General features: G+C 39.4%; 19 protein-coding genes, 1 pseudogene and 1 CRISPR repeat array. Of the genes and pseudogenes, 8 read left to right on the top strand and 12 right to left on the bottom strand.

Annotated elements, in window-relative coordinates:
- Positions 1-234 precede the first annotated feature (234 nt).
- A complete protein-coding gene (gene cas3, locus WN50_RS21335; protein WP_046276758.1) occupies positions 235-2409 on the bottom strand; it encodes a type I-D CRISPR-associated helicase Cas3' in 2175 nt (724 codons plus the stop codon).
- Between the two features lie 90 nt (positions 2410-2499).
- On the opposite strand from cas3, the gene WN50_RS21330 reads away from it, so the two are divergent.
- The gene (locus WN50_RS21330; RefSeq protein ID WP_046276747.1) at positions 2500-3354 is read left to right on the top strand and encodes a WYL domain-containing protein; all 855 of its coding nucleotides are present in this window, start codon (positions 2500-2502) and stop codon (positions 3352-3354) included.
- A 6-nt stretch (positions 3355-3360) separates the two neighbouring features.
- Here WN50_RS21330 and WN50_RS34245 read toward each other — a convergent pair whose 3' ends face one another.
- Complete coding sequence (locus tag WN50_RS34245) at positions 3361-3603, bottom strand: zinc ribbon domain-containing protein (RefSeq protein ID WP_049560669.1); 243 nt, start codon at positions 3601-3603, stop codon at positions 3361-3363.
- Here WN50_RS34245 and tnpA point away from each other — a divergent pair.
- The 3 genes from tnpA to WN50_RS34790 all read left to right on the top strand — a co-directional run bounded on the left by tnpA (position 3580) and on the right by WN50_RS34790 (position 6793).
- Positions 3580-3792, top strand: coding sequence for an IS200/IS605 family transposase (gene tnpA, locus WN50_RS36975; RefSeq protein ID WP_342586775.1), 213 nt, complete (start codon positions 3580-3582; stop codon positions 3790-3792). The genes WN50_RS34245 and tnpA overlap by 24 nt on opposite strands.
- Entirely contained in the window at positions 3734-3973 is a 240-nt protein-coding gene (locus WN50_RS36970) for a transposase (protein WP_281062901.1), read from the top strand. The genes tnpA and WN50_RS36970 overlap by 59 nt, the downstream gene beginning before the upstream one ends.
- 215 nt (positions 3974-4188) lie before the next feature.
- A CRISPR array of direct repeats spans positions 4189-6542; the repeat unit is 36 nt; unit sequence GTCGCTATTCTTCGGAATAGTGGAATTAATGGAAAC.
- Between the two features lie 83 nt (positions 6543-6625).
- Positions 6626-6793 carry a hypothetical protein gene (locus WN50_RS34790; protein ID WP_160315420.1) on the top strand — a complete coding sequence of 56 codons (168 nt, stop codon included), beginning with the start codon at positions 6626-6628 and terminating at the stop codon, positions 6791-6793.
- A gap of 118 nt (positions 6794-6911) precedes the next feature.
- Here the strand turns inward: WN50_RS34790 and WN50_RS21315 are convergent, their stop codons facing one another.
- The 7 genes from WN50_RS21315 to WN50_RS21285 all read right to left on the bottom strand — a co-directional run bounded on the left by WN50_RS21315 (position 6912) and on the right by WN50_RS21285 (position 16189).
- Complete coding sequence (locus WN50_RS21315) at positions 6912-8972, bottom strand: WYL domain-containing protein (protein ID WP_046276746.1); 2061 nt, start codon at positions 8970-8972, stop codon at positions 6912-6914.
- A 4-nt stretch (positions 8973-8976) separates the two neighbouring features.
- Positions 8977-10509: a hypothetical protein gene (locus WN50_RS21310; RefSeq protein ID WP_046276745.1), complete on the bottom strand. Its 1533-nt coding sequence runs from the start codon at positions 10507-10509 to the stop codon at positions 8977-8979.
- Between the two features lie 113 nt (positions 10510-10622).
- Positions 10623-12236, bottom strand: coding sequence for a hypothetical protein (locus WN50_RS21305; RefSeq protein ID WP_046276744.1), 1614 nt, complete (start codon positions 12234-12236; stop codon positions 10623-10625).
- Positions 12229-12636 (bottom strand): hypothetical protein, encoded by a 408-nt coding sequence (locus WN50_RS21300; RefSeq protein ID WP_046276743.1) that lies wholly within the window; start codon positions 12634-12636, stop codon positions 12229-12231. The genes WN50_RS21305 and WN50_RS21300 overlap by 8 nt, the downstream gene beginning before the upstream one ends.
- Before the next feature lie 2 nt (positions 12637-12638).
- Positions 12639-13445: an RAMP superfamily CRISPR-associated protein gene (locus tag WN50_RS21295; RefSeq protein ID WP_046276742.1), complete on the bottom strand. Its 807-nt coding sequence runs from the start codon at positions 13443-13445 to the stop codon at positions 12639-12641.
- A complete protein-coding gene (locus WN50_RS21290; RefSeq protein ID WP_342586774.1) occupies positions 13445-14539 on the bottom strand; it encodes a CRISPR-associated protein in 1095 nt (364 codons plus the stop codon). The genes WN50_RS21295 and WN50_RS21290 overlap by 1 nt, the downstream gene beginning before the upstream one ends.
- A gap of 3 nt (positions 14540-14542) precedes the next feature.
- Positions 14543-16189 (bottom strand): Cas10/Cmr2 second palm domain-containing protein, encoded by a 1647-nt coding sequence (locus WN50_RS21285; protein WP_281062900.1) that lies wholly within the window; start codon positions 16187-16189, stop codon positions 14543-14545.
- A 742-nt stretch (positions 16190-16931) separates the two neighbouring features.
- Between WN50_RS21285 and WN50_RS33500 the strand changes: the two genes are divergently transcribed.
- A complete protein-coding gene (locus tag WN50_RS33500; RefSeq protein ID WP_082172515.1) occupies positions 16932-17357 on the top strand; it encodes a type IV pilin-like G/H family protein in 426 nt (141 codons plus the stop codon).
- A gap of 8 nt (positions 17358-17365) precedes the next feature.
- Here WN50_RS33500 and WN50_RS21275 read toward each other — a convergent pair whose 3' ends face one another.
- Complete coding sequence (locus WN50_RS21275; RefSeq protein WP_046277137.1) at positions 17366-18199, bottom strand: LamG domain-containing protein; 834 nt, start codon at positions 18197-18199, stop codon at positions 17366-17368.
- 143 nt (positions 18200-18342) lie between these two features.
- Here WN50_RS21275 and WN50_RS21270 point away from each other — a divergent pair, with 143 nt between their 5' ends.
- Positions 18343-18534, top strand: coding sequence for a hypothetical protein (locus WN50_RS21270; protein ID WP_046277136.1), 192 nt, complete (start codon positions 18343-18345; stop codon positions 18532-18534).
- 201 nt (positions 18535-18735) lie between these two features.
- Here WN50_RS21270 and WN50_RS34785 read toward each other — a convergent pair.
- Positions 18736-18894 (bottom strand): annotated as a pseudogene (locus WN50_RS34785) (IS701 family transposase); the annotation flags it as partial.
- Between the two features lie 467 nt (positions 18895-19361).
- Positions 19362-20144, bottom strand: coding sequence for a PEP-CTERM sorting domain-containing protein (locus tag WN50_RS21265; RefSeq protein ID WP_049560665.1), 783 nt, complete (start codon positions 20142-20144; stop codon positions 19362-19364).
- A 575-nt stretch (positions 20145-20719) separates the two neighbouring features.
- Here WN50_RS21265 and WN50_RS36485 point away from each other — a divergent pair.
- Both WN50_RS36485 and WN50_RS21255 read left to right on the top strand, forming a co-directional pair.
- On the top strand, positions 20720-20905 hold the full coding sequence (locus WN50_RS36485) for an LbetaH domain-containing protein (RefSeq protein WP_235441064.1): 186 nt from the start codon (positions 20720-20722) through the stop codon (positions 20903-20905).
- A 150-nt stretch (positions 20906-21055) separates the two neighbouring features.
- The gene (locus WN50_RS21255; RefSeq protein WP_046277135.1) at positions 21056-22096 is read left to right on the top strand and encodes a glycosyltransferase family 4 protein; all 1041 of its coding nucleotides are present in this window, start codon (positions 21056-21058) and stop codon (positions 22094-22096) included.
- Positions 22097-22639: the final 543 nt, after the last annotated feature.

Raw genomic sequence — 22639 nt, 5'->3', positions numbered from 1 at the left:
GTCAATACATAATCATGGCATTTAAGATCAGACTATATTCAACAGTTATTAGTATCTGAGCTATTCAACCCAAAGTTTTATGTGATACCCTAAAGTATGTGGAACAATAAAGCTTGGCGTTCGTTACCGAATCCCTATGAGGGATTGAAACGAATAGGTCTGTACTTAATGCCGCAAGCTGCTTCCTCATCACCAGATTGAAAACTCCCAAAATCCCTATGAGGGATCGAAACGCTAAACCATCCATATCTCACCCCCCTGGCTTTTCACCCAACCTGTTAACGTGTCGAGTAACAAAGCCGACTGTCCAAAAGCAATAGAATAGGGCGCTGGTGCGTGAACAGCATCCGACTCGCTGATCGGATAAATTTGAAAGTGCATGGGTAAACGCAACCGCATTCGCGCCTCAGCAACGGGAAGCCGCAACACATAACACACCAAAACTTGTTTTTTCAGACGTTTATTAATCTCTTTGATCCACAGATTTTCCGGTTGCCAAACTTCTATTTCTGCTAATATTTGCACATTCCAACTATCAACAAAAGACTGTAAATTGGGATGAATAAACCGCCAGTTTAAGCGTTCTTCTCGGTAGCAATGCAATTTCATAAACCCCAAACAATATTCAAATCTGCCTTTAGCAATAGGAGTATTGGTTTGAGTTGCTGTTTCTTTGAGCGATCGCATAAACCCTACTTTAGTCATCGGTTCAATCTCTAAATTGCTTAAAATTCCCGGTAAATCGTAGGTTTTGAAGCGTTCGACTTCGTTGGGTTCAGTTAAATCATATAACCCACATTGCAACGGACTTGAACCCCGAAAACTTGTTGCTTCTTCTACGATAGGATTTCCCTGATTTTTTCCTGAAAATTCTTGCCAATCTTTCTGATAGTCTTTAATTCTTCTTATTACTGTTCCAAAATGGGTTTCAAAGACTTTTTGACAATCTTGTTTAAAAGCTTCTTGACTTCCTTGATATTGTTGTTTAAGTTGACCTAAATTCCAAGATAACATCACAGACTGCATCGCACCCCAATGGCGATAATATCCGCGAAAATCGTTAATCTTTCGATATTGTTCAAAGATCTGATTTTGCAGAAATACCCGGTTATAAACTCCCTCAGATTCTAGAACGGGTGAATCTCCGTGAAATAATCGTTCAATCAGGAAGTTGGGAACCAACGAATAAGCGATAAACTGTTGAAATTTAATCTGTTTTCCCTCCTGTTCATAACCTTCATGTCTTCCCAATCTTCCCAAGCGTTGAATAAAGTTTCCCGCATCGGAAGATTCAAAAATCAGCAAGTTAATTTTGAAGTCTACCCCAACATCAATCGTACTGGTTCCCAACACTAAATCGGCTAAGAGAGATTGTGCTTTTTCTATCTTCCCCGATAAGCCTGTATTCTCCCCCACTGTTAACCCCTGCGGTTCAAAAATACTGCGGAAAAATGGCACTAATCGCTTGACAGATGCGATAGAATTGAGAATAATCGCGCCTTTACTGCCGGGGTTTTCTTGAAAGAACTTTAAAAGGCGCTCGCTATTTTCTTTTAACCAAATTTCAGATGTCCCCGAAGTCGTTTCTAGGGGAACAAAATTAAGTTTAACGGTTCGCGTAACTTGTCGCCATCCTTGAAACTCTAACTGTTGACATTCCGCTACTGTTTCGGGGAATTTATATTTATTTTCGGCAACCGGATCGATTATTTTTATGTTAAAATTAGCTTGATCTAATCTTTCAATTAACTGATTGTCTTGAGTCGCCGAGAGAAATACAAACTTTTTCTGGCGATTTGTCTGTTTGATTAACAGTGAAGTATTGATAAGACTGGCAAACTGAGGCGCAGAAAAAATATGAGTTTCATCCATAATAAACAGGTTAAAATCTTTATCAATCCGTCCCCAAAGCAGATCGGGGTTATCATGTTTCCGTAAATAAGCACCCCGATGAAGATAATGAAAAATATCGGGGTTTGTGACTAATATTTCCGATTGACTTGCACGAGTTAAAATAGCGGCAGATTTTTTAATTTGTTCATTTTCGGCATAAATTTCTAATTCTTGTCCGCTCAAACGCACGATGCGAGGTTCACTTTCTGGTTTAAAATATTCAATATAATGGCGAATTTGGATTTCTTGATCTCGCGCTAGTTCATTGGTTGGATACAAACCCATTGCCGAGGTTTCTGACTCAAAGGTTTCTATATAAGCAGGTAAGGTTTTACCATCTCCGGTTAACGCACTATTAGCAACAATATCAATTTTAGAATTACGAATAGCTTTAATCGTTTCTGCTTGATGCCAAGACAGTCGCCAACCGGGAGGAAGTTTGATATCGGGGGGGTTCTCATCTGCGGGACAAGAATAAACAGGTTTAAGTATAATACTGTAATTGGACTTATCCATATTTTGTGTCCGTGTATCGTTGATATTATCCATATTACTCTGCAAAATAGAGAGAATGAAAAAGTATACAGATAAAGTGTCCGTACATTTATGAGTCGCAAAGGCCAATCGATCACCCTGTCTCTGTCAGAACGAGAGAAAACCGAATTAGAAGTCCTAGCGTTGGACTTGGGGATGACCTGGGGAGAGCGCCCCAATATTTCTAAACTGGTGAAAGCGATCGCCCGTCGTCAGCTTCAGATCGCCCCCAATAATAATTGGTCGGATGCTCGGATCGAAGTTTTGGAACGAATACGAAACTATTTAATTGATGGGGGAAAAATGGAAGAAGCCATTGCGATCGCCCATTTATTGCAAGAACGCAGCGAATTGTCTATCCCTCTGCGGGGTAAAATTGAAGAATTTTTAGACAATCCTCCTCCCGCTTGGCGATTAGAAATTAACCGACTGATTAAACGTCAGCAACCGTTTCAACTATTCTATCAAGATGCAACCGGACGTCCGTGGGAATTTACTGTGCGTTATGCCGAGTTTGCCACTCATGAAGAAAGGGAATATTTAGACTGTTGGTGTGAAGAAACCGCAGGTAATCTTGATATTGAACCCCTGCAACATAACTGGAGTTTACGTCTAGATCGAATTCCTGAAGCTGCGGTGATACCGATTAAACAACTATGGGTTTCAGGCTTTGATCGAGTCCCCGTTGAAATACACTTATTCAACCGTTTAGCTTTTGCTTATCAAATCAAAACCAATGAAGATGAAATCGTAGAATGGTTAACAGATCAACCCAGAGTGAAACGTGTTATTCGGTCAATTTATAATACTTATTGGTTTGGGCGAGAAGTTCTCCAAAATGCACCCGATATCGTTGTGATTTCGCCTCAAAATATTCGTCAAAGACTGCGGGAAAAACTGCTATTAGCCTGTGAGAAATTTGATTAACAATGGTTATTCAAAACCTAATCTTCTAAATCTTTTTTTTCGCTTTCCAAGTTCCCCCATAAACATAATTAGCGATTTTTTGACTCTTCGACCGCAATTAGAACAGTCTTGAGAAGTATAGTTAGGAGCAACAGCTACGACTTGCTTTTCAAAGAGTTGAGCGAAATATTCTAAACATTCTCGAAACTGAGTCCAACCTGCATCAGATATTGACTTTGCTAAACAGTGGTGTACAGCATCACTGTTCACTTGGTCTTTGTTACAAAATATCGACGCCAAATCCTCAATGAAGCTATGATACAGAGGTTGGGGGAAGTTTTTAGATCAGTCGCACAAAAATGGGATTCTCAGCTTATAGAATTTAACGGGGAATCAGACCATGTTCATTTACTACTTAGCTATCCTCCACACAAACCCGCGACGCAACTTAATCGCTAATCTAAAAGCCACAGCATCTAAAACACTGTGGCGAGAGTTTGAAGCTGAACTTGCTCAAACTTACGGGAAACGAGTTCTATGGACAGGTTCTTATTTTGTTGCGAGTTGTGGTGGCGTTACAATTGAACAACTTAAAGTCTATGTTCAAAATCAAGATTGTCCGGATTCATCCCATCATTAAAAGTGAGGGTCTTCTCCGGACGGCAGATAATTGTTTAGCGAGGCTCAGGAAAAATGGCTGTATTGACGGAATTTCGTTGGGAGCCTCGATAGAACATTCCGTAAGGATTTCAGCGATTTACTTGGGCGAACGTGAGGCAAAAATTCTCTTGATTTTCTTCAGCCTCGTAAACCCCCTCTAGACATCCGACTGAATAAGGGTTTTAATAGAGAGGAGTCGCTATTCTTCGGAATAGTGGAATTAATGGAAACAGATCCGTAATATCGTGATCTTGACTCATTTCTTCTAAGTCGCTATTCTTCGGAATAGTGGAATTAATGGAAACATGGCTAACATGAGAGCTTCTATTTTTCGCACATCTGGTCGCTATTCTTCGGAGTAGTGGAATTAATGGAAACCTGATTTCTGATTTGATGAACCGACTCCCTCCTGGGAACTTGTCGCTATTCTTCGGAGTAGTGGAATTAATGGAAACGGGAAAAGATCGGCGTTAGATGCCGATCTAGCTTAGTCGCTATTCTTCGGAGTAGTGGAATTAATGGAAACAAAATACCCTGTCTCATCAACCAATTTACGACTCGTGTCGCTATTCTTCGGAGTAGTGGAATTAATGGAAACTTGTTGGCGTTCATGTTGCTTTGATCTGTGACATACCTAGTCGCTATTCTTCGGAGTAGTGGAATTAATGGAAACGAGAAATAAGCCGAATGTCAATATTCAAGAAGCTTGAGATGTCGCTATTCTTCGGAGTAGTGGAATTAATGGAAACTAGAATCGTAAAACCCAGCCAATCAAACTTTACTTTTTTCTCGTCGCTATTCTTCGGAGTAGTGGAATTAATGGAAACATCATAAAGAAGATGAAGCCAGTCAGGGTGATTTTCTTTGTCGCTATTCTTCGGAGTAGTGGAATTAATGGAAACTTGTTGGCGTTCATGTTGCTTTGATCTGTGACATACCTAGTCGCTATTCTTCGGAGTAGTGGAATTAATGGAAACCACTTGAACCACTCACGGCTCGGGTTCTGCTCTATTGGTTGCTATTCTTCGGAATAGTGGAATTAATGGAAACATATCACCATTAGCAAAACCCAACAATGCGTCAAGAATTGTCGCTATTCTTCGGAGTAGTGGAATTAATGGAAACCAACAACAGTTAAAATGTCCCCTTCTTTAAACAATTGATGTCGCTATTCTTCGGAATAGTGGAATTAATGGAAACTCTATACAGATACCTCCGTACTCCTCTTTAAACCAGGTCGCTATTCTTCGGAATAGTGGAATTAATGGAAACTATCCTAGCCAGCTTTTCATCGGGGAGCCGCAAGCCCAGTGTCGCTATTCTTCGGAATAGTGGAATTAATGGAAACTTGCCGGACAGCACGCCCCTGGATAATCCCCGTAAATAGTCGCTATTCTTCGGAATAGTGGAATTAATGGAAACTTATTTTTTACTCGGTCAAGCTTCATCACCAGTTTTTCATAGTCGCTATTCTTCGGAATAGTGGAATTAATGGAAACTAGGCTTCTTTTGTTCGCTCAACTGCCTTCTGAATAGTCGCTATTCTTCGGAATAGTGGAATTAATGGAAACATCTCTTTAGTCTTGGGGTCGATTAAAACTTCAAGTCCGTTGGTCGCTATTCTTCGGAATAGTGGAATTAATGGAAACAAATCTTGCATCAAACAGACGCAGGATTTGGATAGATCCCAGTCGCTATTCTTCGGAATAGTGGAATTAATGGAAACTAGGGAGGAGGTTTTCGTTGTGACGTTGTAAACAACGTCGCTATTCTTCGGAATAGTGGAATTAATGGAAACTCTTTGTGTTTTGCACCGAAAACGCTAAAAGAGGAAGTCGCTATTCTTCGGAATAGTGGAATTAATGGAAACGTTAAATCGAAACTGTCAAAATATGAGCAGATTTTCTCGTAGTCGCTATTCTTCGGAATAGTGGAATTAATGGAAACTTTGTAATCTGCTTTCACATACAACGTGTATTTTTTCGATGTCGCTATTCTTCGGAATAGTGGAATTAATGGAAACCAACCCCTAGCAGTGCAATTGTGGGGACGCCGTGAGAAGTAGTCGCTATTCTTCGGAATAGTGGAATTAATGGAAACTTGATTTTTCAGCCCAAACCTAAACGGCTTCATTGCCGTCGCTATTCTTCGGAATAGTGGAATTAATGGAAACTTCCACTTCCAATAGGCGATTGATGATATCTAGAAGTAAGGTCGCTATTCTTCGGAATAGTGGAATTAATGGAAACATTCTAGTAATGGAGTTAATTTGACACAGAGCGAAGGAGGGGCGGTCGCTATTCTTCGGAATAGTGGAATTAATGGAAACCTGAATTTTTCTTGAAGTCATCAAACCAAACACAGTTTGTCGCTATTCTTCGGAATAGTGGAATTAATGGAAACGTCATCAAAGCGGATCTAGGATCTCCAAAAGCAGAGATCGTCGCTATTCTTCGGAATAGTGGAATTAATGGAAACCTGCCGTTGCAGCAACGATGTACAATTCGATTGAAGTCGCTATTCTTCGGAATAGTGGAATTAATGGAAACTCGTTGTTCGCATCAAAAGTCTTCTCTATCCTCAAAAAATAGTTCATCCTAATATAAGAAAACTAATATCAGGGAGAACAAAGTTGGACGGAGTAGGATTAGCGATCGCAGTGGTTTTATTAATGTCATTCTTTTGGCCATCACCTCCAAAACCCTCACCGCCTCCGCGCAGATTTTATGCGAATCGTATTGAGTTAAAGCGCAGAACTAATGAGGAACCCGTAGACTGGGGAAGTCCCTATGATGACTAAAAAAATCACGCAAAAATAGCTAATTTCCCCCTCTCTTATCCAGAAAGGGGGTTTAATTTTAATAAGTAGTTTAAAGAGCCAACTTGGGGGTGAGGCTTAAGAAAAATATGCTCAAAACTTAGGGATTATAAATCCTATAAATTTGTTCACCCATCGTTTGAATTTTTAGAATCAATTCTGGAGGTTGGATTACCTTAACATGACCTCCAAACCCTACAATCCACCGATTCAAATCAATATCATTCAAACACCAACGCGGAAAAGTTGCCTGTAATTGATTAGGAAACTGAGGATCTTTAGTTTTTTGTAGAGAAAACAAACGAGACTTAGAAACGTTCAAACTTCCCGTTTGGGGAGGAGACATTTTCATCTTAGCTTTGGGAAACCGCTTGGTTTTCTCACAAATAAAAGGATAAATAGCATCATTAAACCACAATTCAACCGTCACTTCTACTGATTTCCGTTCGGTTTTAGAAAGAAACTGTTGTTGTTCGCGGACATGGTTTCCCAAAAACATTCCCACACTCGCATCCAAAAGCTGATGCAACCGTTTTAAAGCCAATTCTTGAACTTCCAAAGAACGAGATTTTTGCTGAGGGATACCCCAGGCGAGGCGGTCTAAACGTTCAAACCGCAGCAGTCCTGCTTCCGTTCCTCCCTCCTGTTCGTAGCCGAGATACCAAGCGGAATGATGAAAAACAATTTGTAACGGCCATATTAGCAACATTCCTTCAATATCACCGGGAAACTTCCCACGCCCTTTTAAACGGCTGACTTCCAATAAGTCGCAGTTAGCGATCGCTTCTTCAACCTGTTTAATTTTACGATATAAAGTAGACTCATGCAATAATCGTTCATCTATCATCAAACGATGGGCAATAGCACGGGCTGGATAGGGTTTTTCCGCCAATAGCCCGCTAAAAGCCATGCGTTCTTTAAACGTTTCATAGATTTCCAAACTAATGGGGTCTTGAATACTGTTGGCTTGAGTTTGCAAAACAGAAAAAACCTGTTTGAGTTCGAGTGCCGATAAAATTCCCGTCCCCGCAAAATAACCTGCTTTTAAAGAAAAACTGGGCAAAATATTAAACGGCTTGAGAATATTTTCAATATCTTTTCTCAATTTATTATAACAATCTCCTTCAGTTTCCAGTTCTTCAAAGATAGCTTGGGCAAGAGTTCTTAAACTTCCTTGTCCCTGATTTTGAAGAAAAGGCTTTGTAAGAATAAGGCGAATTGTTGTCATCAAACGCTTAAATGGTTTGAGGTCTGAATAAGCGTGAGTTGTCCCGGTAAAATCGGAAAGTTCAACTTGAATAGGGTGGGGTTCTCGAAATTCTAGCAACCCTTCCTCACCAATTAAATCGTTAGTTTGTAGCCATTTCAAATCATAAGCTAAAGCCTCTCGGTCAGCATAGATATCTCCTTTAACCTGCTTCATCACTTCGGTAATTTCTGCCAAACTATCTGAAAAAACGGGAACAGTCCCCAAGATTTCTTGAAGTTGTTCGGGGTGAGTCTCCTGTAAATTTCCCAAACCTGGATAATGAATAAACAGCGAAATTAAGTGCAGCAAACGGTCAAAATTCAATAAATGAGAATAAGAATGAAAGTGAACTGTTGAGTTTTGAGTCCGATTTTGGCGGTTGATACAATTTCGACTTAAGGAATTAATGGTTTCCTCAACAAAATGGCGGTCAAACTCGCTATCTTTTAGAGAAACAACTTTAACAAACCCTTCGGCAGTAACGGGGGGAAAGCTTTGAAGTGCTTGATAAAATTGGGTGATAATTTGTTCGGGAACAGTTCTCAGTCGTTGTTGATTCCGTTGCAAACAAACATCCAAAGGCGTTTGCAGATACCAAGCCATCCACCGAATTTCCATTGTCAATTGTTGGGAAAGCTTCATCAGAAGTCCCATCCGCCAAGCACGTCTAGCGTTGGTTGCATCGTAAATAATCGGCTTCCGAATTGCCAAACTTTCCTCGATTTGCCGAAAAATTTCCGCCTCTATTTCATCCCAATTTCCCTGAATTGTTTCATCGCCGTAAAGTTGGAGGCGAATGTCATCGTTGGCAATAATTTTACATCCAGTTAAGGCAGAAAGTTTACCCGCAAAAGTTGACTTTCCCGCCCCTGGTACGCCAACCATTATATGGCAGAGTTGTCGATTATTCATTTTGTTAACTTAAAGAATCCGCCAATTTTTCCAAGGTTTGTCTGAGTTTTTCTTTGGTATACGGGAGTTTAAACAGATTAATCGCCTTAACAAAAGGTTCTTTCACGTTCTCGTTATAGACTTTCATAACATCTTCTTGAATTTCTGAAGGTTTATATCCAAGTAAATATTGAATCACGTCATTTTTTTCCATTCCTAGTAGATTATGCACAAGCTGATTTCTTAAATCATCTTCTCGGATTTTGTAATAATTACAAGACCATTTAAGAACCGCCCAAGGTTGAAACTTAGGTTCGAGTTTACATAGCCAGTCGAGCATTTTATCGTTATTATTGGTTTTTGTGAATTTTTTATCATCCGAAACAGGGTTTTTTACCGGGAAAAGTAACTGTTTTAAAATATCATTTTTTTCTGAGATGGTTTTCTGCTGCATCTGGTTACTTAAAAGCAAGCCTTCGTGATTCCATTTTAAAACTTCTGTTCCCGAAAAAGACTGTTGAGATAGAGTAACTGTTAGTTGACTAACTTTAGACAAAATAGCAACTTTTAAAAACGTTTCCTGTGCCGCAGATAATAAAGTAATCCCTTGCAAGTAGTTTTCTTGATTAAAGAAAATCCCAATTAAATCCAAAGCATCAACAATTCGTTGAGTTGCGGATTCAATCTCAAATTCACTTTGATTGGGTTCGAGGGAGCGGTTAAGATTAAAAAAGTCAACAAAATTTTGTAACTCTTCTAGGCGTTTGGGTTCAATATTATCCAACCCATTTAACATTTTTTTCGCCGCACCCGGAGAGGTGTAAATTAAACTTTTTGCTTGTTCGATTTTAATTCCTCGTAGATACTGAGAACTTTCTATGATTTCGGCAGAATTAAGTTCATATTCATTGCTGACAAGAAACTTAACTTGTTTGCCATATTGTGCCAAACTTAAAAATTGTAAAGCCGAAGAAATAGCTGGCGTTCCCGCCTGATGACTGACATAAATTGTGGTGGATTTGTTATAATTAAACTGAGATAAGTTTTCGCGAACTACATCCAACGTGCTGTTCCAATCATCCATTCCTTTTAGTTTTTCAGATTGATTTTTTTTCGGATACAAAATACAAGGCTTTAATTTGGCTTTGGGAAATTTAGCCTTGAGATAGTGTTCGATAATGGGTTGAAGTGTGCAGGTATCTTTCCAACACGGAGATTGATTGAACGATAAATAATCGGGAAAAATGTTGGCTTGGTCTGTCATTAAATAAACGATTTCATCAGGAGTTTCTTTCTTATTATCATTAAAATAAGAATAAAAATTATCCAATAAAGGAAAGTATAAATCCTCGAAGTCTGTATCCAAATGGCGTTGATAAATCATCCCCAAAACTCTAGCAGGTGCAACCCAAGTTTCTTGATGTTGATTATCTGAAGGGGTGAGAGTAAAATCATCGTAATTTAATTCATCGGCAATCTCATCACGGAATGTTGGCCAGTTATCTTCGATTAACAGTTGAACATCGCTGTTTCCAATGGTAATAATCCAAACATTCATGGTTTTATTTCCTTTAAATTTGTTAGAGTTGATTGACGGAATAGAAAGGGTGAAATTGTATCAAATTATTGTCCGTTTTTTGAACACAAAATCCAATTGTTGACGCAGTTCATTTAATTAGGCCAAAGCAATTCAAAATCACTGCGTTCATCTAAAAATGCTAAAAAGTCTTTAGTTGTCTCAGAATCATCAGAAAAAATCGTCAGTAATTCCACATATTCTTGAGTTTCCTTAAGCTTGTTATCCTCTAGAATATATCGAGGATACATTCGATGCCAGATGCGACCAATTTTGCTAATTTTGCCTGTCAAGTCAGAATTTTTAATCGTTTTCTGTCCCTGATAATTCCCATGAAACCAATAAACTGCATCGCTATCAAAAGAATTTTCAGCAATTCGTCCCCAAACTTGTACTCGCTTAGGATGCCATGCTTCTCGCCAGTTACTTCCATCGGCTTTCAGACTCTTTTTGTTCAGTTTTACCCATTTTTTTATCCGATTATGTAAACTGTCCAAAAACTCGGTAATATCACTTAATTCATTGACAGGAAATCGTAAGTTTTGAGACGGTTTTAAAAGTTCCCAATGGCAACCAATCATCGGTTTATTTGCCTGTCTAAAATAATCCAGGTAAAATAAACGGTGGTCAACCCGACGCCAGGATTTACCAAACCCGCCAAACATGACAGAAAATTTAATCAGTTGTTTGAGAAAAATAATCAGATTTTTTTGTCTTTCTTCTGACAAATTTTGCATCGCTACCAAGTCGAGTTTCCCCTGTGTTAAATCATAAGTTGGCATTTCAATTGGATCTTTGCTCAGAGAATAAGTAAAATTATCTATCTCTAAATTGCCTTGAAATCGAATGCCTAACTGTCCAACAATTGCCCCATTTTTACCGTTAAACCCTCCCCAAAGTTGTTTGGTTAGAAATTCTGCCGTTAACTCATCTGTGACACCTCCGAGCAAACGCAACGTATGACCGCGCAGCGCCGCCTTAAACATATTGGGGCGGAATTCACCTGTTTTGTTAATTAATTGAGAAGCCAACCCTTGACCCTTCAAATAAACGCTTAACAAGGTATTATCGGTATTAATTTGAGGTTGACCGTAGCCCGCACTTACGCGAGAACCAATCCCATATCCAATTGCTTTTTCCCAAATTTTCCAAATTTCTTCCCATTCGGAACCGTCAAGTTCTTTTGTACTGGAAATCCCAAATACCAATCGGGGTTTATAGAGAGAAATTTGAATAAAAGCGCTATGTTTTGCATTGTTATCTTTAACTTGCCAACCTTCCTGGGGGTGGACAACATCAACTAAATTTTTCTCTCGCCAGGTATTATCTTTAGGATAACCGCCATGAAATCGCAGAATACCGGGTTTAGTTTCATCCCCTACTTTTCCGCCACAATAATCAATTTGTTTTTCTTGTGGACAAACTCGCAAAAAAGCCCCTTTCATACTTGAACCTGGATAAAAAGGACACCCTTTTGCACCAATAACTGGACGAATTACTCCTTCATCTTGTCCGCTATTCGTAATAAACCGCCAGGTAATAGCATACTCTTTGGTTTTAACGTTTTCTCGAAATTGAGGCACATTTCGAGCCGCCCCATCAACCCATTCTTGTGTCCAATCATCCGCTTGTTCTCCGGGTCTTTGAATTTGACAACGACCTTCAATTTGAGCGCGAAACATCATTGGAACTTGTCGAAGTTTAGGCATTTTCTTTGCGTCCTCCATTACCTTTATAACGTTGTGTCCACCAAACCATACTGTCGCAAAGTTGAATCAAAACGGCGAGGGCAACTTTGCGTTGATTTTGGTCAAAATTCCAAAGTTTTTCCGCCATTGCTTTGATTTTTTCAGTGTCGTTACCGACATCATCATTGGGAATTTTAACTTTGGCTTTTGCCATGATTTTTACCAAAGCTTCCCAGGTATCTTTCCAGTAAGCTTTTTGATCGCCTTCCAAGCGGATTTGTTCGCCCCAAAATCGTTCTAAACCGTAAGCTGCGGTCATTCGCATTTTATGAGCTTGATTGAGAACATCTTTGTTGTTATCCCGATGTTTCAAGACCAAATCGTGAGCGTATTGATCGAGTTTATAAGATTCCCAAGCCATCGTTAGATTCCTTGAATTATAATATGACAGTGACCGAAACCAATTGATTCTAAACCCCCCAAATAAACTTCGGCGTTATTGCCCTCACTAAAAGGTTGCCAAGTGTTTCCTTTGGAATCGTCGCGAAGCGCAATTGCAAAAATTAAAAAGCTTCCTTCGGGCAGTGCTTCCGTATTGAAAAACGCACCTTTTTTAACCTTTTTCTCCTGCTTATCCAAAGCCACTCGACTTTGACGATATAATGCCATATCGTGAATCATAGCAATTTCATCATCCCCAACAACAATGGCGGGTAACTGTTCGCCCAATGGAAACCAGGATGTTAAATTTTCAGTCTTTTCAACGGTTAAAAAGCCGAAGTTAAAAAACAACATATTATCCCCTTCAACATTGAGGGATTTCAGCGTTTGAGAAGCGGTATAGGGTTTGGGAAGTTTATCGGAAATTCCGGTAATTCGTTGATAGCGTTTTAACAAACGGGGACTACTGACCCAAACAATAGGCTGTCCGGGACAAAAAACAGGCAACCAAACAATGGAAGCGTATTCAAATTTTACGAATGATTCGCTAGTGCTATCGGGTTGTCCGGGTTCGGCTTCGGCACCATACCAAAGATTAGCAGTTTCTTCACCTCGTTCTTGTCGAATTTCCGAACGAAAACGACCTCGAATAGAACTTCCCGGAACAATACCAGTTTGTGTGAATTGGTCGCGGAAAATTAGGCTTAAATTCCCGCTTTCTTCTCCTGCGGTTGCGCCGACATGAAGGGGTGCGAGAGTTTCGATAATTCCGTAAGCTTTTTTGTACATTATTCTAGTCCTTGAATTGTTAAAGGTAAACACAAACCACAGCCCAACTTTTTGAGACTAAATCCTTCTTGGGGAAACCATTCTTCTGGCCAATCCCACCAGGATTTATTCAGGGGCTTTTCGAGAACATACACACTACCCGCCCCCACCGCATAGCGTCCCCGTCCTAGCTGTCCTCCCACTCGATATTCTTTAGAATCTTGAGGATTGTCGCTGGCTCCCCGACGGTAACGAAAGGGAATTGCTTTGTCGGTTAGCATCAGTTGAGACTCGGGAAAATCGGGATGTTGGGGATGACGATAAGACAATCGATTAGACCCCCAAATTGCGGGAGTAATTAAAGCAAAAGCTTGTTTAATGTCTTTTTTAAGTAGTGTAATTATTGGATGATTTTCTGGAAGTTCAATGCTTTTAATTTCTACAACATGATTTTCGCCTCCAAACCGATACCAACCTTCGGGAAGTTCATGAGTTGAAAGGTAAGCAAGATATACATCATCGGGTAGTTGTACCGCATATTCCAGAAATAAGCCATCTTCGTCTTTTACATGGCGCTCCTCAAGTTTCATTTTGGGATGCAGAATTGAAACAAATTTCCAAGGACTAGCCGCCGCTGCATCTTTATTACTTTTAATTTTTTTTGCCGAATAATCCCAACTATTGACTCGTTGCCAACTGTAACTATCCTTAAAGTCTTCTTCTCGCAGTTGTCGTTCCCATTGACCATTTTTGAGCGTCCATTCATCGACCTCTTTTTGAGTCACAAGTTTTGTTCGAGGAATAGGCACATAAAAGTTCATCAAATTGTTTTCTAATGTCCAAAAAGGGCCTGCTACATGAAGTTCTTGGTTCAAATCTTCGTGAGTGGTAAAAGATTTGACTTTATTGGTGCTGAAAAAGAGTCCTGAGAGGGTTGCCGCATCCGGGGGAAACTTCGCACGGGAACGTCCAACTAAGTTTTCTGGAGAAAGAAAGCCTCCTGAACTACCGTACATAAACCCGAGGGGCTGAATCAGAATTAAATACTTGAACATTTTGAGAGGTTTATCAAAGTTTGTTGAGTGTTGATGAGACTGACACTGAATATTTTTCATTAGTTAATCATTTTGTGAATATAGCTGCCAACCCACATTGATTAAATCATTTGTCCAGTTTAAATAAGCATTTTCAGACGAATCATTTTTATCAACAATATCCCGGCGATTTTCCCACACATAATTTCCCTCATCATTAAAGTAAATATTCATTAATGAACAGGCAAGTCGATAATCTACTTGTCCGGTAACAGGATTAAAATCAATTGCATGACGGGCTTTTAATTGGGCAAAGTCGTTGTAAATATGACCCCAATTTTTTCCCCCATCGCGATCACAATATTTTTGTAAAATAGATAAGTAATTCCAGGGGCAAGTCCACTGTACAAATTGCCCACTGTTGAAAACAACCCGCAAGGTAAGGCGATTTCGTCCCAGAGATTTTGATTGCTGTTCTGCCTCGCGGCAATGTTGTAAAATATCCCGTTGGGGAACGCTATGACCCGCCCAAACAAAACCCAAACTCAAAGTAATGTTTTCTCCGTGTGTTTCCCATTCTTCGGGAAGTTTCATCAACCAATCTATAACTTGATTAGATTTGATGGGTTCGCCCGGATTTTTGCTATAAATTACCCCTAAAAAATCATCGCCACCAGCATAAATAACCCGACCAAAATCTTGGGGGAATTTTTTCATAAAAATTTTTCCCCAATTTCGCATTGCTTCGCTAAACTTACGAATTTCTTGATCGCCATCTTCACTTGCAGCTAAGTTTTTTAGGTGTTTACCAACTTGATCTCCATCTCCCATAAACCAACCCGTCCATTGTCCCGGTGTATTAGTTTCTGGGTTTGGTTTTCTAACCAAATCTGTAAAACGATCCAAATGAGGTATATTTTTCAGGGGTTTACGAATATCATCCCGTGTAATTAAACGTTTGACTAGCTCGGGAATACTTAAGCGTTCGTTTGGATCTAAAAACTTACCTTCTGGTTCTTCTATTGTTTCAGAACTTTGACCGGGTTTGGTTTCTAAAATTCTTGATAAATTTTCATAAAAACTGGCGATTTTCTGTTTTTCTTGACTGGGTTTTAAATATTTGGGATTGCGGGTTCCTTTTCCCAAACCCGGCCAAGCAATTGCATCAGTTCCAGTAATACTTGAACTCTCTCCAATCCAATTAACTCCTGTCCAATTTCGACCAAGTTTATTATTCTCTAAATTGTCCATTGCTTCAACAATGGTATTCCCAACTCCAGAAAAAACTTCCCAAGTGTGATTTTTCCATAAATCCCAATCCCGCTCCCAATGATAAAATTTATTGGAGTTGGATTCGGGAATTTTAGTTTCAATCCAGGTTTTACAATGATTGCAGATGTTTTTCCAACCTGTTAACAAGGTGTCTCTAACCCACTGATTGAGTTCTTCTAGCCTGAAATTTCCATTATTGTTTTTTAGTAAAATTCTATTGGGCATTCCCTGAGCCGTATTAACTAAACCCGGAGAAATTACATCAATTCCTGGAGAAATCACATCAACTCCTGAAATCGTTTTAGCCTCTTGAGCAATATATTGACTGAGATAGGATAAAATAATAGATGCTCCATACAAATCTCTTAGCTTACGAGTTTTTTCAATAAAACCTTGAACGGGAGAGAAAGTAATTGCTGCGTATTGATACATACACTCATCAAATATTTGCTCAGACAATTTTAATTTACCTCGACTTTTGAAAACTGGGATACATTTTCATGCGAATGACGAAACGTGAGTGGGTTTTCCAAGTCTGCTTGAAGAACTCTACTTTCAAGATTAAGCATTTTCTTACAGAAAGTCATCAGTAACCCTACGGAACTTTGTAATTTTGATGTGTACGATTAATTGGGTCAGTCTCCGTAATTTCACGGTTTATTCAATGTACTACTCAAGAAGAATCAAGGTTTCAGTCACCACCTTGACCTCTGACTCCAAAAAAATATTTGAGCAACCCGCCAAGTTATATTATGTCCGGTTGATTAATTCTGTTATGGGGTGGGGCGGGTTTATCTCAATCTCGGAGTAGTGCTAAAGATATTGTAGAACCCGCCCCTACAGAATCATTATTGATTAGTCGGACATGATATTAGCACACAAAAAAACCCCGGAGATGCCGGGGCTATCACTTTGCCCGAAAAAATTAAAATTAAACGTTATCCTCCTAATGCCTTTAAAAATAGAATAATGGCTTCCGTACACAACACAACTAACAATCCTATCCCTAGAAGAAAAGCGACCGGGATTAACAAAGGAATAATAAAAACTAGCACCACTATGAGAAAAATTTCAACAAACATCGGTAAAATTTCCATAATGATTCTCCCCCAGTTTGACTCGAATAGTAAAAAAAGAAGAACTTCATATTACCTATTTAGTGGAAACCATATCCATTAACCGAAACCCAGAATAGTTTAGAATTTCACGGATTGACAATTTCAACTGGCAGTTTTCGTTAAATTCTGCTGTAAGGAGTAAGCAGAGTGAAGCTAGACAATATCTCAGTTCGATTAATAAGGGACAAGAGGCTCACTACGCCGAAGAAAGTAGATTTGGGACTAGCATTAGAGAATTAGGAATTGGAATCAAAGCCGAAACAGAAAATTATATTTATCAGATTGTTGTGGGAGCAGACCAACGAAACGCAATAGCAACAGCAACATCAAAACACTCGGACTTAACCAGTTTTACTGCGGTTATATTTGTTATGAATCAAAACGGCTCAGAGACCACCGTTACTCAAATTTGTGAAACAGAAGAACCTTCAAAGCTTCCTCCGCCGACTCCGAAATCTCCGACAGATAATGATGAAATTGAATGTCCATCTGGTTCCCGTTCGCTGTAGGAAAGAAATTATTGTGAACTTTGTTTATTCTTAATTTCAGAAGCCCATCCAGTTGTCCATGTAGCTCCAAAAATAGTTCCATCATTACCATTGCCTGATTGATCCTTGACAATATTGCCAGAACCTTCATTAAAAGACCAATAACTCAGCAGTCCTGATTCATTTCCTTGAATAGATTTCAGCAGTTCTGACTGTATCTCTGCATCACTTAATGCCCGATTCCAAATACTGACTTCATCAATTTTTCCTTGGAAATGTGTAGCAGATGAATTAGCCCGATCCCAACCAATTAAGAGAGGCTGCGAAGAGGCAATATTGTAGTCTTCAAGTATAGACCTTGTAAAAGATACAATGATTTTTCCATCGGCAAAATAGGTGAGATTATTTCCTTGTTTACGAGCCACAAAGTGATGCCATTTATTATCAAGAAGGTTCGGCTGATTCGGATAGTCAATCCAATTTGTCTGATTATATTGAACAAAAGGAATTTTATTCTGGCTTCCTCTCCAATGACTATGAAACCCAAAGAGAAATCCATTTTGTTCATTAGCGCGATTAGACAGAATTTGAGGATGAAGACGTTGTTCACTTTCTAAGCCATTAACCATTGCTGAAAACGTAAAATCACCACTACCAATTGTGTTAATCGTATTATGGGTTTGAATCTGAACATAGTCATCAACTCCATCAAACAAGAGTGCAAAACTTGTTGTTTGATTATGAGAAGTTTCCGCTCTAACTAAAGTGATTAAGACAATTCCGATAACAATTAGAGCAATTCCGATACTAATTAAAGCAGCAGAGATTATGAGAAGTAGCCACTTCTGTAAGTCTTCGGTCATAATGGTTGATAATCAAAGAGAGCTAATTAACCATTGTATTCACTATTCGCGCAGAACAAAACTGACCGCCCCCACAACGAACGAGGTCAGTCTATTCTGTAGAAAGAGTAAACCCCGATTTCTCGCAAACGAGCGCGATCGCTATGAAACCACAAACAATTATTCAGGGTTTAGTTGCCGTTGCCGTTTTGGGAGTTGCAACTGCCGTTTTCTTTCGTCCCCAGTCCCAATATCAAACGGTTATGGCTAGCCGTGACCCCGACGTTTCGGTGAGTGAAAACTGGGAGGTTAAGGAAGTCGTTAATGGCACAACCTTAAAAGCATCGAAGAGTTAGAATTAGAGACTGTTCCTAAAGAAAAAATAAAGAAAAGTGCCAACTCAAATCTCCCGTACCTTTTATGATAAGCAAGGCTTATTTAAAAAGACAGGCTAATATCCCTCTTCTGTCACTCTCCGAAACTAACAAGTAGTAAATCCTGAAGCTATCCATCGCGAAGAAAAGGGGAAAATTGACCGACCACGGCAATTAACTCGTTATCGGTGTCATTAAACCCCAATGCAAGTGTTTAAAACACTCATAGCTTCTCACTTCGGGAAATAACTCTTTGTAGCGATCGCAATACTCATCTACGAAGGGTACGGTGCGACAGGCATCTCTAGGCAAATGTTTGAAGATCTGTAACTCTACATCCATGATGTTCCCTGGCTTTTACGCTATTTTACCTCTCTATTTCTTCCTCCTTGATTTCGGAGAGTGACAGAAGAGGGATATAGCAATCAAAAATGATTTGTGAGAAATCTAAAAGCTGATAAAAAGCCTGAAACGACTTTCCCTCCTGCCTCTTGCAAGATTGCATGATTGCATGATTGCAAGAAGATATTACACAGAACTCGGAACGGACTGCTATATTTGACCCCATTTGACGGAGAGATCCCTTTTTTGAGAAGAGTAGAATTGGTGATTAAAGAAGTTTTAAAAAATCTTCAGGAATCAACCCCTGTTTTTTACATTTCTAGGGGTTTTGTGAAGCAGTTAGAGGGTTCAGCTTTAAAAAACCCCCCCTTTTGTAAAGCTTGAGTTGGCCCCAAAAAAAAGCGATCACCTCAACTCTTGAAGAATCAAAGCGATCAGGGGTTAAAGCTGTTCTTGAGGCTCGGAGATTAGTCTGAGTCAGGGTCTTTGGAATGCTGCTTTTTCAAAAGCGCACCCATTCCTAACACAACTAGATAGCCCCAAATTGTTATCGGTTCAGGAACCGAGCGAATTTCCACATTATCAAGCAACAAACCTGATGGGAAGAAATCGTTACTATCTTCCGCATCTAAAACCCCAATTCCTAAGAGATAGGTTCCGGCTTCGGCAAATGTATAGGAAAAGGTTCGATATCCAGATTCCGTATCAAACTGCGTATTCGATGAACCTACTAAGTCAAAAGTATCACCAATTTTTTGGAGTGAACCAATTGACACAAAAGCTAAGTCATTGAAGGTCGTTGGTTGATCATCAAACAAGGTTTCATTAGAGAGGAAATTCCAAGAAAAACTCAGGCGATCTCCGGCTCGAACAGTCAGGGTTTGTTTGAGAGCTGAACCTTCAACAACTCCTTCCGGTAATAAAGTATCTAGACTCCCTGAAGGTAACGCTAGAAAAGATTCCAAACAAACTGGATAAAATCTTGAACAACTATCCCGAACTGAACCGCTTCTGGTTGTAATTAAAGCTTGAAAGCTTCCCTCAACAGGGGTTACACCATAGGCCTCTGTTACAATTCTAGCGTCGCCGATTGGTATCCATCCATCAGAAAAATCACCCGTCTCAAAACCACCATTGAGGACGATAGCTTGAGCCGAACTCTCCAATCCAATCAGGGTTAAAAAACTGATTAAACTGGCAAGACCTGCGGTTAAGGTTGAGTGGTAAATAAACGGTATGGGATTGAACATGAAACTGATTTCTCCATGAGTTAAATCCTAGCTTTAATCGACCGGAAAGAATCTCTTTTCGGGTGACTCAGAAGGAGGGGTAGCGGATTTAATTCAAAACATTAAATCAGATTTTTGAGCAAATCGGCGACTTCTCTCTCTTGGAGTCTACATTGTATCCGGAACTTAAGTTTGTCTTGTCCATTTTACAGGAATTGTCATTATTCTCAGGACAAAATAGGATCAGCTTACACAAACTTATTATTAAGTTACTGAAATAAAAAACAACTCAAAAATACCTCCTAATTGACAAAGTAAAGTTGAAAAGATAACTCCGATAGAGTAAATTGGTCTTCCCCTATTCGGTAGATATCTAACCCCGATTCAATAGAACTCCCCCATCCAACTTACCATCAGTTACAATAATCGTAAAATGGCAAATCTATGAAAAAGTTCCAGGATAAACGATCACCCTAGCGTTGGATTATTTAGCCTTGCTCAATTCTACATTCTATTTCTGATTGGCTTGATTCCAGTCCAACTGGCGATCGCTGATGATCAAACCCTCAACCTCAAGCAATTCTCACCATTTTTAATTGATCACAGCAGAAATCTACATCGAACAGAGTAGTTGGATTGCTGGGAGAGTGGTGAGCGGGCCAGGAGTTAGAATGGGTCAGCGTGCAGTTTTAGGGTTAGGAAGTGTAACCGGACATTCTCTGGAAGTCATAACCATTTATGCAGGAAATCCTGCTCAACCGATTAAAAAATGGACAATTTGAGAAGCGGTTACAAAAATCATCAATAAAAGTTCCGAATCTGTTACCCCCAATTAGAAATTCTCAGCCACTTGGTTATCCGGATCTGAAATAACATTGCTGTATAGGGGAATGGAAAACGCGCAACCTTGATGATCTTCAGTCCCCTACACTATGGTATTTTTTTATCCTTATGGGGTTGCCTTCATTATTTCTATCCTCCTCGTTCTCTTCAGCACACCCCTGGTCAAAACAATCGGTCTGAATAGGGGATATTTTGATCATCCAGGAGAACGAAAAATCCACGACAAACCCATTGTTCGTTTGGGTGGAATAGCAATCTGTTTGGCAACTCTGACTAGCTGTTTAATCGTTGGATTATTTAGTGATTTTACCAGTTTACCCTCAGCAAAAATTTTAGAGTTTTGGGGGGTAATTGTCGGAAGTTTCTTGTTTTTTCTAATTGGATTAACCGATGATTTATTCGATTTATCCCCCTTGACTCGATTAATATTACAACTAGGTGTCGCGAGTTTAGTCTGGATAGTCGGCGTGAGAATAGAATTTCTTCCGATTCCAGGATTTGGATTAATTCCACTTGGTATTTTCAGTTTACCCATCACCGTTATTTGGTTAGCTGGCGTTGTCAATGCCATTAACTGGATGGATGGTTTAGACGGATTAGCGGCGGGAATCTCTGGAATATCTGCCAGTATCCTGCTTGTCGTTTGTCTATCGATTCATCAACCCACCGCAGCTTTAATTGCTGCTGCTTTGATGGCTTCAACAATAGGATTTCTCCGCTATAACTTTCATCCCGCTCAAATTTTTATGGGAGATGGAGGGTCTTATTTTATCGGATTTACCCTGGCGAGTCTGGCTGTTATTGGTTTAATGAAAACACCAGATTTTAGTCTAGTGATACTCCCCTTTTTGGTTTTAGCTGTGCCAATTTTAGATATGTGCATTGTGATTTTAGCTCGACTTTCCGATGGAAAATCCCCCTTTTATGCAGATCGCCGTCATTTGCATCACCGACTTCTCAATCGAGGTTTATCCCAACGCTTAACAGTGCTATTTATCTACAGCTTAACATTAGGAGTGGCTAGTTGGGCAATGGTAATTATTGGGGTGACGGGTGGGATTTTTTATGGCCTCGGAGCAAGCGGATTAATGCTTTACATGAGTCAATACTTAGGGAAAAAAAATAACTAAATTCGGTCTAGCATTAAACCGTTACAAGGCTATTGATCTAAAAAAAATTAGAAATTGTCCGAGCAACGAATACCCAGACTGAAAGTTGGATATTTTGTAGGCATCACTGATCATATTAATGGCATTAAAAAGAAAAATTTTCAGTTTCAGTTCCTTCTCTAGCTTGGGATAAACTCGAACATAGTCCGATTCAATTAAGTCTGTGGTCGGCTTGACTCGATTTTTAAAACTCCTGAAATCTTAGACTTATTTAGCTCGTTTGAGCTATTTTTTTGTTGAAATTCACTCATCTCAAATTTGCTAAAGTCTATAGCCAGAGGAATGGCTACTTTTACGGAATTTATTCCTCTCTCAGCCGTGAAACTTCTCGGCGATCCCTCAACGAATAAGTCTTCAAGCCAATCTGTCTATCTTCAGAATGATTTTTAGATCTGATCACAGCCTTAAATGCTATAATTAGCTTTAACTTAAATTAATCAATAAAAATTAATGGATTAACATAAGTTTACAAACTTCACAGAAGTAATCATCTATAACTAATCT

It is taken from the genome of Limnoraphis robusta CS-951, assembly GCF_000972705.2.
Note: the sequence above shows the minus strand (reverse complement) of the source record. Positions and strands in the feature narration are given on the sequence as shown.

What these genes read in the sequence shown, in the direction of transcription:
- cas3 (WP_046276758.1), bottom strand. Translation starts at nt 2,409, where the DNA reads ATGGATAAGTCCAATTACAGTATTATACTTAAACCTGTTTATTCTTGT.
- WN50_RS21330 (WP_046276747.1), top strand. Translation starts at nt 2,500, where the DNA reads ATGAGTCGCAAAGGCCAATCGATCACCCTGTCTCTGTCAGAACGAGAG.
- WN50_RS36970 (WP_281062901.1), top strand. Translation starts at nt 3,734, where the DNA reads ATGTTCATTTACTACTTAGCTATCCTCCACACAAACCCGCGACGCAAC.
- WN50_RS21315 (WP_046276746.1), bottom strand. Translation starts at nt 8,972, where the DNA reads ATGAATAATCGACAACTCTGCCATATAATGGTTGGCGTACCAGGGGCG.
- WN50_RS21310 (WP_046276745.1), bottom strand. Translation starts at nt 10,509, where the DNA reads ATGAATGTTTGGATTATTACCATTGGAAACAGCGATGTTCAACTGTTA.
- WN50_RS21305 (WP_046276744.1), bottom strand. Translation starts at nt 12,236, where the DNA reads ATGCCTAAACTTCGACAAGTTCCAATGATGTTTCGCGCTCAAATTGAA.
- WN50_RS21300 (WP_046276743.1), bottom strand. Translation starts at nt 12,636, where the DNA reads ATGGCTTGGGAATCTTATAAACTCGATCAATACGCTCACGATTTGGTC.
- WN50_RS21295 (WP_046276742.1), bottom strand. Translation starts at nt 13,445, where the DNA reads ATGTACAAAAAAGCTTACGGAATTATCGAAACTCTCGCACCCCTTCAT.
- WN50_RS21290 (WP_342586774.1), bottom strand. Translation starts at nt 14,539, where the DNA reads ATGAAAAATATTCAGTGTCAGTCTCATCAACACTCAACAAACTTTGAT.
- WN50_RS21275 (WP_046277137.1), bottom strand. Translation starts at nt 18,199, where the DNA reads ATGACCGAAGACTTACAGAAGTGGCTACTTCTCATAATCTCTGCTGCT.
- WN50_RS21270 (WP_046277136.1), top strand. Translation starts at nt 18,343, where the DNA reads ATGAAACCACAAACAATTATTCAGGGTTTAGTTGCCGTTGCCGTTTTG.
- WN50_RS21265 (WP_049560665.1), bottom strand. Translation starts at nt 20,144, where the DNA reads ATGTTCAATCCCATACCGTTTATTTACCACTCAACCTTAACCGCAGGT.
- WN50_RS21255 (WP_046277135.1), top strand. Translation starts at nt 21,056, where the DNA reads ATGGTATTTTTTTATCCTTATGGGGTTGCCTTCATTATTTCTATCCTC.